Here is a 9,061-nt window from a genome sequence, read left to right as displayed (position 1 = left end):
TGGCCACGCGGGCCGATATCGTGGAAAGCGCTGCCCCATGCGTTCGCGCAACCGCGCGCGAACGCAAGCGAGCCATAGGGATCGTCGCTGCTGGCGACGACGCAGGTCGGAAACGGCAGCCGTTCGAGCGGCACGGGCCCGAAGCCGTGCGCATCGGCCGGAAACGCGGGACCGCCCGGGTCGGGCAGCGCGACGAGCAGCGCGCCGCGCACCTTCGCGAGCGCGGCCGGGCGCGCATAGCGGGTCGCCCACCACGCGGTGGTGAGCGTGCCGAGACTGTGGCCGGCGATCAGCACCGGCCCGGGCGCGGCTTCGACCGCGCGATCGAGCGCGAGACACCAGCCGTTGCGGAACGCACGGTCCCAGTCGGGCATCGCGACGCGCGAGAAACGTGCATCGGCACGCTCCCAGCGGCTCTGCCAGTGAAGCGGGCCCGAATTGGCGTAACCCGGCAGGACGAGAACGGGAAATGAACTCATGGAAAGTGCGTCGACGGGTGAAATCGTTATATGGCGTCGACGCAGTGTCGCACACCCGTTCCTCCCTGATGCTGCCTGTCTGAAACCGGAAGGATGTGCAAGGGGCCGGGACGCGTGCGGGACGGCGTCGCGACCGGACGACGAGCCGCGTTGCACGCGGCTCGCGTCATGTCATCGATCAGCGCACGTTCGCGCCGACGATACCGCCCGCCGCGGCGCCGGCGACCGTGCCGAGCGGGCCGCCCGTCACCAGGTAACCGAGCGCGCCGCCTGCGGCCGCGCCGATGCCGGCATTGCGCTGCGTATGCGTCATGGCGCACGCGCCGAGTTGCGACAGGGCCGCGACGATCACGGCGGTACGAACGATAAACGTGGTCTTCTTCATCATGATTGTTGGTGTCCTCTCGCCGCGCGGTTATGCGAACGGCGGTATCGAATCGGTGAAGCCATCATAGGCAACGCCAAACGGCCCGGGCAATCCGATTTACGTCGTGTTACAGCCGACACAATATCGAGATAATCCGTCGAAACCCGCGCCTGCCGCGCCGCCAGCCGCGCGGGACGGACCCCGGTCAGGTAGAATCACGGGATTAAACCGGCGCGACGCGCCGACACAACCTGACGCCATCCGCATGAGCACCGAACGCAACGACGCCCCCGCGGCTTCCAATTTCATCCGCAACATCATCGACGACGACAACCGCACCGGCAAATGGGGCGGCCGCGTCGAAACACGCTTCCCGCCCGAGCCGAACGGCTACCTGCACATCGGCCATGCCAAGAGCATCTGCCTGAACTTCAGCGTCGCACGCGACTACGGCGGCGTGTGCCACCTGCGCTTCGACGATACGAACCCGGAAAAGGAAAGCGTCGAGTACGTCGACTCGATCGTCGACGCGGTGCGCTGGCTCGGCTTCGACTGGCGCAAGGACGCGGTCGATCACCAGTACTTCGCGAGCGACTACTACGACAAGCTGTACGAATTCGCCGAGCTGCTGATCCAGCGCGGCAAGGCGTACGTCGACAGCCAGAGCGCGGAAGAGATGCGCGCGAACCGCGGCTCGCTGACCGAAGGCGGCAAGCCGTCGCCGTTCCGCGACCGCACGCCGGAAGAAAACCTCGACCTGTTCCGCCGCATGAAGGCCGGCGAGTTCAAGGAAGGCGAGCACGTGCTGCGCGCGAAGATCGACATGGCTTCGCCGAACATGAACATGCGCGACCCGGTGATCTACCGGATCCGCTACGCGCACCACTACCGCACCGGCGACGCGTGGTGCGTGTACCCGATGTACGACTACACGCACTGCATCTCGGATGCGCTCGAAGGCATCACGCATTCGCTGTGCACGCTCGAATTCGAGGATCACCGCCCGCTGTACGACTGGGTGCTGAACGAACTCGCGGAAGCCGGCATGTTCACGCGCCCGCTGCCGCAACAGATCGAATTCTCGCGGCTGAACCTCACGTACGCGATCACCAGCAAGCGCAAGCTGCTGCAGCTCGTCACCGAAGGCCACGTCGACGGCTGGGACGACCCCCGGATGCCGACGATCGTCGGCGTGCGCCGCCGCGGCTTCACGCCGGAGAGCATCCACCTGTTCTGCGAGCGGATCGGCGTGACGAAGATCGATTCGTGGATCGACATGAGCATCTTCGAAGGCGCGCTGCGCGACGACCTCGACGACAAGGCAGCGCGCACGGTCGCCGTGCTCGATCCGCTGAAGCTCGTGATCGACAACTACCCGGAAGACCTCGAGGAAGCGTGCACGGCGCCCGTGCATCCGCACCATCCGGATCGCGGCGTGCGCACGTTCCCGATCTCGCGCGAGCTGTGGATCGAGCGCGAGGATTTCGTCGAGAACCCGCCGAAGGGCTATTTCCGCCTGTTCCCGGGCAACAAGGTGCGCCTGCGCTACGGCTACGTGATCGAGTGCACGGGCTTCGACAAGGACGCCGACGGCAACGTGACGGCCGTGCACTGCAACTACTTCCCGGACAGCAAGTCGGGCACCGAAGGCGCGAACAACTACAAGGTCAAGGGCAACATCCACTGGGTCAGCGCGAAGCATGCGCAGCCGGCCGAAGTGCGGATCTACGACCGCCTGTTCAAGGAGCCGCATCCGGACGCGGGCGGCGCGAACTTCCTCGAGGCGCTGAATCCGGATTCGAAGAAGATCGTCCAGGCATACGTCGAGCCGGGCAACAGCGACATCGCGCCGGAAACGCGCGTGCAGTTCGAGCGTCACGGCTACTTCGTGGCCGATCGTGTCGATTCGAAGCCGGGCAAGCCCGTGTTCAACCGGATCGTCGGGCTGCGCGACAGCTGGGGCAAGCCGGCCTGACGGATCGGACAGGCGCGGCGCCGGTCGCCCGCGCCTGAGCCGTTCGTCATGCGCGGACAACGGCTGCGCCGATGCGCAGCCCGACCGGCCGCTCGCCGGGGCAGCCTGCCCCGAATGCCACGCCAGGAACCGTCGTCATGCCCTATTCGCTGCAGGCCATCGTCGCCAGATCCGGCGCATTTGCGTCCGCGCCGCTGCCGCGCGGGCTGCGCGTCGTCCGTCTGCGCGGCGACATCGACATGATCCCGCTCGACACCGCGTTCCGGGACGCTCACGCCATCCCGTTCTGCCCGTTGACCGACGGGGACGACACGGTGCTGCCGCCGGCACTTCTGTCGCTGTGTGAACAGTTGAGTGCTCAGGCTGCACTGGCTTATGTCGAAGCCGAATTCTTCGGCGGCAGCGGCACCCAGGCGCATGCGCGCTTCGCGGATGGCCGCGCGAGCGGCCCGCTCGTCGTGTCGGACCATGCGATCAACGAAGCGCTTCGCGAACTCGGCGTCGCCAGCGGCGACGCGTTCGACGAATTCGAAGCGATCGGCCTCGACCAGCATCGCGATACCGATCGATGGCTGACCTGACTCGCCGGCGGCGAATCGGACGAACCATGAAAAAACCGGCTTGCGCCGGTTTTTTATTGCATGCCGGGGTTACGCGCCCGTCAACCGCCGATGCAGATCCACCAGCGACAGCTTCGTGCGAAACAGCCGCGCGAGGCTACGGCTCGCATACGCGTCGATGTCGGCCGGCACGGTCCAGCGATACGCATCCATCTCGGGAATCATCGAGCCGTCGCGGCGGCTCGGAAACAGCGACGTGCACGTGCACTGCGCGGGATCGATCTCGCCTTCGGCCACCTGCACCGCGAACAGGTGCAGATCCTTGTCGTGCCGGTACGCAAAGCGGCCGAGATCGAGCAACCGGGCCGGCGCCAGCGCGATGCCGGTTTCCTCGAGCAGTTCGCGCAGCGCGGCATCGGCCGGCGATTCGCCCGGCTCGCCCTGCCCCTTCGGGATGTCCCAGTGCGTGGTGTCCGTCGCGTGCGCGAGGAACACGCGGCCGGCCGCATCGAGGATCACGACGCCGCACGACACCGTGCGCGGCGCGTCGCCCCGCTTCATCACGCGCGTGCTCAGCGCTTCTGCAACTGCCACTTGCCCGCGTCGGTCTTGCAATAGACGGGCTTGAGCGTCATCGTCTGGCCCTTCGCGGTGATTTCGGTGGCGATTTGGCGGCAGGTCTTGCCGTCCGTCTCGGTCGTGGTCGGCGTGAGCTTCGCATCGATCTGCGTGCCGCGGCCGCTGCTCTGCCACGTCGTGGTCTCGCCGTCCTTGCCTTCGTCGCGCACCTGCGCGGCGGCCTTCGCGAGCGACGCGCGGTCGGCCTTGCTGAAGTAGCTGAGCGGCGTGTCGTTCAGGAAGTTCAGGTTGTTCTGCGCATGGGCGGGCAGCATCGCGGCTGCGCACGCGGCGCCGGCCAGCACGCGCGTGACGACGGAAAGGGATGCACGCATCGACATGTTGTTCTCCTTGGATGTTCGATCGAACGGCGCACCGCGCATGCCGGCGAACTGGCACGCACACTGCGCCTGTCAGCGAGCGAGGATAGCATGCGTGCCGCCTGCACCGCCTTCTAGTGGCCGGCCGGCGCGGCCGCTTGCTGATATCCGTCAGTCAACGTGCCGAGGAAGGTGATCACGTCCTTGATCTCGGCCGCGTTCAGCGCCGGCTGCTCGCCGCGCTTGCGGTCGAACGGCGCCTCGCGGTTGATGTTCGGCCAGTAGCGTTTCGGCAGGTCGTCATAGATCTGCACCTTGCCGTGCACGACCGGATAGAACTTCTCCGGATGAATGTCGCGCTCGACGTAGAAGCGCATCACGTCCTCGAGCGTGTGATAGACGCCGTTGTGGAAGAACGTCTTGCGCAGCGCGACGTTGCGCAGCGACGGCGTGCGGAACAGCCCGCAGAATTCGTCGCGGCCCTTCAGGTCGGTACGCTCGGGGCCGCACGCGCCGAGGTCGTGAAAGCGCGGGTCGCGATTGACGGGCAGCGCGCGATTGCGCGGCACCGCGATCGCGATCAGCCCGAAATCGCTGAACTGCGGCGGCGTGCCGTCGAGTGCGCGCTGGCTGATGTGGCAGCTCGCGCAGTTGCCCTTCTTCTCGTCGTTGAACAGCTGCAGGCCGCGCATTTCGGCCGGCGTGAGCTGCGCATGGCCCGCGAGATACGCGTCGTACTTGCTCGTGTACGGCGAGAACAGCTCGGGCGTCTGCTCGAACGTCTCGAGCGCGCGCAGCACGGCCTTGAACGTGGCCGCGTCGTCGTCGAGCACCTTCACGCCGAACACCGCGCGGAACTCCTCCGCGTACGGCGCGGCCTTCACGGCCTGCGCGACCTTCGCCGGCGAGCTGTTCATCTCGAACGGCGACGTGAGCGGAATGCGCGCCTGCTCGGCGCCCGTGTCGACGCGGCCGTCCCACGTGAGGCCGCCCGTCGGGCCCGCATCGACGCTCTCGTCGCCTTCGTCGTCGGAATCGTGGAAGTGCTCGGTGAACTGCGGCACGCCCTGCAGGTACTTGAGCGACGGCACCGCACGAAAGCCCGGATGCTTCATGTCGTCGCCGCCGAACTGCACGTCCAGCGCATTGGGCGGCCCGAATGCGTGATCGGGGCTGTGGCACGACGCGCACGCGAGCTTGCCGGAACCTGACAGCGTAGGGTCGAAGAAAAGTTGCTTGCCGAGCGCCGTCATCCGGCGCACGCCTTCGTAAACTTGTGCCCGCGTCTGCGGCTGGTTCGTCGCGACCACGGCGCCGCTCGCGGCAACCGTTGCGGACGCAACGGGTTGCGCGCCGCCCGGCGCACTCGCGGCCTGTGCGGACGGCGCACCGGCACCGGGCTGTCCGTCACAGCCGGCAACGGTGACGAGCGTGGCGGCCAGCGCGAATGCGCCGGCGAGATGCAGCCACGAACGCGCGAACGCGCCGGCTGTCGGTTGGCGAGGCTTCATCGATTCGTCGGAAAGTAGGTTCAGGAGCGGCCGGAGTTTATGTCAGCCGCATGACCGTTGCATGACGACTCGTCGACAGCCAATCGAAAGGACGCCTACACCCGCCTGTCAAATCGCACCCTCAAAATGCGTGCAGCCGGACATGCCACGGTCACCTCGCGAACCGGCGGTGCACGAGTGCGCCGGTTCCCCACGCGACAAGAGAGAGATAGAGAGTACAACGGATGAAAAACCACGCCTGGATTCGCTTTACACCGATCGCCGTTGCCGCGGCTGCCGCCCTCACCGCCTGCGGCGGCGACGACGTGCAGCAGCAGGGCCTGTCGACGGTCAAGAACGTCGTCGTGATCTACGCGGAAAACCGCAGCTTCGACAACCTGTACGGCAATTTCCCCGGCGCGAACGGCCTGCAGAACGTGACCGCGGCCAGCGCGCAGCAGAAGGACCGCAACGGCCAGCCGCTCGCGACGCTGCCGAAGGCCTGGGGCGGCCTGACCGCGAAGGGCGTGACGCCGGCCGTGACCGAGGCGATGACGGCGAACCTGCCGAACGCGCCGTTCGCGATCGACGACCCGAACGGCTTCAACACGCCGATGAGCGTGACGACGCGCGACCTGTATCACCGCTTCTACGAGAACCAGATGCAGATCAACGGCGGCAAGAACGACATGTTCGCCGCATGGGCCGACTCGGGCGGCCTCGTGATGGGCCACTACACGCCCGACGCGACGAAGCTGCCGCTGTGGAAGATCGCGCAGCAGTTCACGCTGGCCGACAACTTCTTCATGGGCGCGTTCGGCGGCTCGTTCCTGAACCACCAGTACCTGATCTGCGCGTGCGCGCCGTTCTACGCGAACGCGGACAAGAGCCCGGCCGCCGGTTCGATCTCGGCCGTCGCCGCCGACGGCAAGTCGCTGCAGCTCGCGAGCAACTCGCCCGCTTCCGCGCTCGACGGCGCGCCGAAGTTCGTGAACTCGGGCAACCTGACGCCGGACTTCTACGCGATCAACACGATGCAGCCGCCGTACCAGCCGAGCGGCAACAAGGCGGCGTCGGGCGGCGATCCGAACCTCGCCGACCCGTCGGCCGCGACGACGCTGCCGCCGCAGTCGCAACAGAACATCGGCGACCTGCTGACCAACGCGGGCGTGTCGTGGGCGTGGTACGGCGGTGCGTGGAACCAGGCACTGCAGGCCGCGCAAAGCGGCACGGCGAACGTGATCTACGGCCCGAACATGACGGCGCCGAACTTCCAGCCGCACCACCAGCCGTTCAACTACTACGCGAACCAGGCACCGGGCAGCACGAGCCGCGCGCAGCACTTGCTCGACGGCGGCACCGACGGCAGCGAGTTCATCAAGGCGATCGACGCGGGCACGCTGCCGCAGGTCGCGTTCTACAAGCCGCAGGGCAACCTGAACGAGCACCCGGGTTACACGGACGTCGCGAGCGGCGACCAGCACATCGCGAACGTGCTCGCGCACCTGCAGGCGAGCCCGCAGTGGAAGAACATGGTCGTGGTCGTCACGTACGACGAAAACGGCGGCTTCTGGGATCACGTGTCGCCGCCGAAGGGCGACCGCTGGGGCCCGGGCACGCGCATTCCGGCGCTGATCGTGTCGCCGTTCTCGAAGAAGGGTTTCGTCGACCACACGCAGTACGACACCGCGTCGATCCTGCGCTTCATCACGCGCCGCTTCTCGCTGCCGCGCCTCGCCGGCCTGCAACAGCGCGACGACGCGCTGAAGGCCAACGGCGGGCAGCCGATGGGCGACCTGACGAACGCGCTGCAACTGTCGCCGAACCTGTAACGGCATCGCGACAGGCGGGCCGGTGTCATCGCCGGCCCGAACGCACGAAGGGCGGCCTCCCGGCCGCCCTTTTTTCATCGGTGCGCGCGCGTCACCAGCCGTACTTCAGCTCGACCCCGACATAGTCGGCATTGTGCCCGCCTGCCTCGCGGATCGCATCGCCGACCTGGAAATGCACGGCCTCGACCGCACCGATCAGGTTCGCGGCGATCGTCCAGTCGGCACGCAGCTGCACGTACATCCCCGTCCACGACCCGCCCTTGCCTGCCGTGCCCGGTACCACCGCGTTGCCCTGCTGGTAGACCGCGTCGCCGGTCGTCTCGCGCCACTGGAAACCGAGCGCACCGAGCAGCGACAGGTTCGGCGACGGCTTGAGCGTCACCGACGGCTTCACGTGGATCAAGTTCGAATACCCGGTGAAGCCGGCCAGCGTGAAGTAATAGCCGTTCGGAAACAGCGGATTGAAGGTCTCGACACGGCCGTCGTGCGGATGCCGGTCGCCCGACGCCGCATCGACCTGCAGCGCGATGCGCGGCGACCACGGCGCGTCGAGCCGGTAGCCGGCGATCGAGCCGACCGCCCACGCGCGGATCGTGCTGCTGCCGACCGTGCCCGTCTGCAGCATCGTTTCGAGATCCCAGTCGAAGCGGCCGTGCGTGCCGGTGTAACGCAGGTCCCACACGTCACGGCGCTCCGCGCCGCTCGCATCGAGAAAGCGCGCGCTGCTGCGGTTGTAGCGCGACCAGTAGCCCGACAGGTCGCCGGGCCCGACCGACTGCCGCTCGAAGCGCACGCCGCTGAACGTGAGGTCGCGGTTCGACACGTCGTCGAACGCGGACACGGTGCGGTTCTGCACCGGCTGCGTCGCATACGCGATGAAGCGCCACTTCCGGTACTCGTAGTCGGCCCACACCGCATCGAACGCCAGCCGCACGTTCGGGCCGTCGCGCGCGGCGATGAAGCGCTGCAGGTCGAACGCCATCTCCTGCCGGCCGACGCGGAACTTGAACGTCCCGCCGCCGAGCGCGCCCGTGTAGGTCGCGAACGCCTGCTCGAGATCGAGCGGGTTCCTGTCGACCGGCGAGATCGTGTTCTTGCCGAATGCGCGGTCGTCCTGCAGCTGCACGAAGAACTGCCAGTGCTGGCCGAGATGCGCGTCGGCATGCACCTCGACACGCTGGATCAGGTACGTATCCGATTGCGCGGAGCCGATGCCGAACAGCGGCGCGTCGTTGGTCTCGAGGCGCTCGCGCAGGTTCACGCCGAGCGACAGATAGGAAGCCGGATCGTTGCCGAGCGGGATATATTTCAAGCCGTCGAGCGGTGCGCGCGGCACGCACGGATTCGCGAGCACCGACCAGTCCTCCTGCCAGCGGTTGAACAGCACGGTCGGCCGCTTGGCCGTGCAGGTCGCGGCGGG

Annotated in this window: 9 protein-coding genes; 3 read left to right on the top strand and 6 right to left on the bottom strand. The window is 67.3% G+C overall.

The annotated features are described in order from the left end of the window. Together ABY44_RS12635 and ABY44_RS12630 are read right to left on the bottom strand one after the other, a co-directional pair. The coding region (locus tag ABY44_RS12635) for an RBBP9/YdeN family alpha/beta hydrolase (protein ID WP_431641261.1) at positions 1–479 on the bottom strand (479 nt) is incomplete at its 3' end. A 178-nt stretch (positions 480–657) separates the two neighbouring features. Continuing rightward, complete coding sequence (locus ABY44_RS12630; protein ID WP_011351716.1) at positions 658–867, bottom strand: ornithine acetyltransferase; 210 nt, start codon at positions 865–867, stop codon at positions 658–660. Positions 868–1,111: 244 nt separating this feature from the next. Between ABY44_RS12630 and ABY44_RS12625 the strand changes: the two genes are divergently transcribed. Both ABY44_RS12625 and ABY44_RS12620 read left to right on the top strand, forming a co-directional pair. Further along, on the top strand, positions 1,112–2,821 hold the full coding sequence (locus ABY44_RS12625) for a glutamine--tRNA ligase/YqeY domain fusion protein (protein ID WP_027787758.1): 1,710 nt from the start codon (positions 1,112–1,114) through the stop codon (positions 2,819–2,821). 137 nt (positions 2,822–2,958) lie between these two features. Then, positions 2,959–3,402, top strand: coding sequence for a hypothetical protein (locus tag ABY44_RS12620; RefSeq protein ID WP_060173004.1), 444 nt, complete (start codon positions 2,959–2,961; stop codon positions 3,400–3,402). 69 nt (positions 3,403–3,471) lie between these two features. On the opposite strand, the gene ABY44_RS12615 is transcribed toward ABY44_RS12620, so the two are convergent. From ABY44_RS12615 to ABY44_RS12605, 3 genes are all read right to left on the bottom strand, one after another. Then, positions 3,472–3,942 (bottom strand): NUDIX domain-containing protein, encoded by a 471-nt coding sequence (locus ABY44_RS12615; RefSeq protein ID WP_027787759.1) that lies wholly within the window; start codon positions 3,940–3,942, stop codon positions 3,472–3,474. Between the two features lie 11 nt (positions 3,943–3,953). Then, positions 3,954–4,340: a hypothetical protein gene (locus tag ABY44_RS12610; RefSeq protein WP_060173028.1), complete on the bottom strand. Its 387-nt coding sequence runs from the start codon at positions 4,338–4,340 to the stop codon at positions 3,954–3,956. A 113-nt stretch (positions 4,341–4,453) separates the two neighbouring features. Beyond that, positions 4,454–5,830 (bottom strand): cytochrome-c peroxidase, encoded by a 1,377-nt coding sequence (locus ABY44_RS12605; RefSeq protein ID WP_060173003.1) that lies wholly within the window; start codon positions 5,828–5,830, stop codon positions 4,454–4,456. Positions 5,831–6,054: 224 nt separating this feature from the next. Between ABY44_RS12605 and ABY44_RS12600 the strand changes: the two genes are divergently transcribed. Continuing rightward, the gene (locus tag ABY44_RS12600) at positions 6,055–7,641 is read left to right on the top strand and encodes an acid phosphatase (RefSeq protein ID WP_027787762.1); all 1,587 of its coding nucleotides are present in this window, start codon (positions 6,055–6,057) and stop codon (positions 7,639–7,641) included. A gap of 91 nt (positions 7,642–7,732) precedes the next feature. Here ABY44_RS12600 and ABY44_RS12595 read toward each other — a convergent pair. After that, on the bottom strand, positions 7,733–9,061 hold a 1,329-nt coding region (locus ABY44_RS12595), incomplete at its 5' end, for an alginate export family protein (protein ID WP_431641260.1).

Source organism: Burkholderia sp. ZZQ-2 (assembly GCF_050768715.1).
GTDB lineage: Bacteria > Pseudomonadota > Gammaproteobacteria > Burkholderiales > Burkholderiaceae > Burkholderia > Burkholderia cepacia.
Note: the sequence above shows the minus strand (reverse complement) of the source record. Positions and strands in the feature narration are given on the sequence as shown.

What these genes read in the sequence shown, in the direction of transcription:
- ABY44_RS12630 (WP_011351716.1), bottom strand. Translation starts at nt 867, where the DNA reads ATGATGAAGAAGACCACGTTTATCGTTCGTACCGCCGTGATCGTCGCG.
- ABY44_RS12625 (WP_027787758.1), top strand. Translation starts at nt 1,112, where the DNA reads ATGAGCACCGAACGCAACGACGCCCCCGCGGCTTCCAATTTCATCCGC.
- ABY44_RS12620 (WP_060173004.1), top strand. Translation starts at nt 2,959, where the DNA reads ATGCCCTATTCGCTGCAGGCCATCGTCGCCAGATCCGGCGCATTTGCG.
- ABY44_RS12615 (WP_027787759.1), bottom strand. Translation starts at nt 3,942, where the DNA reads ATGAAGCGGGGCGACGCGCCGCGCACGGTGTCGTGCGGCGTCGTGATC.
- ABY44_RS12610 (WP_060173028.1), bottom strand. Translation starts at nt 4,340, where the DNA reads ATGTCGATGCGTGCATCCCTTTCCGTCGTCACGCGCGTGCTGGCCGGC.
- ABY44_RS12605 (WP_060173003.1), bottom strand. Translation starts at nt 5,830, where the DNA reads ATGAAGCCTCGCCAACCGACAGCCGGCGCGTTCGCGCGTTCGTGGCTG.
- ABY44_RS12600 (WP_027787762.1), top strand. Translation starts at nt 6,055, where the DNA reads ATGAAAAACCACGCCTGGATTCGCTTTACACCGATCGCCGTTGCCGCG.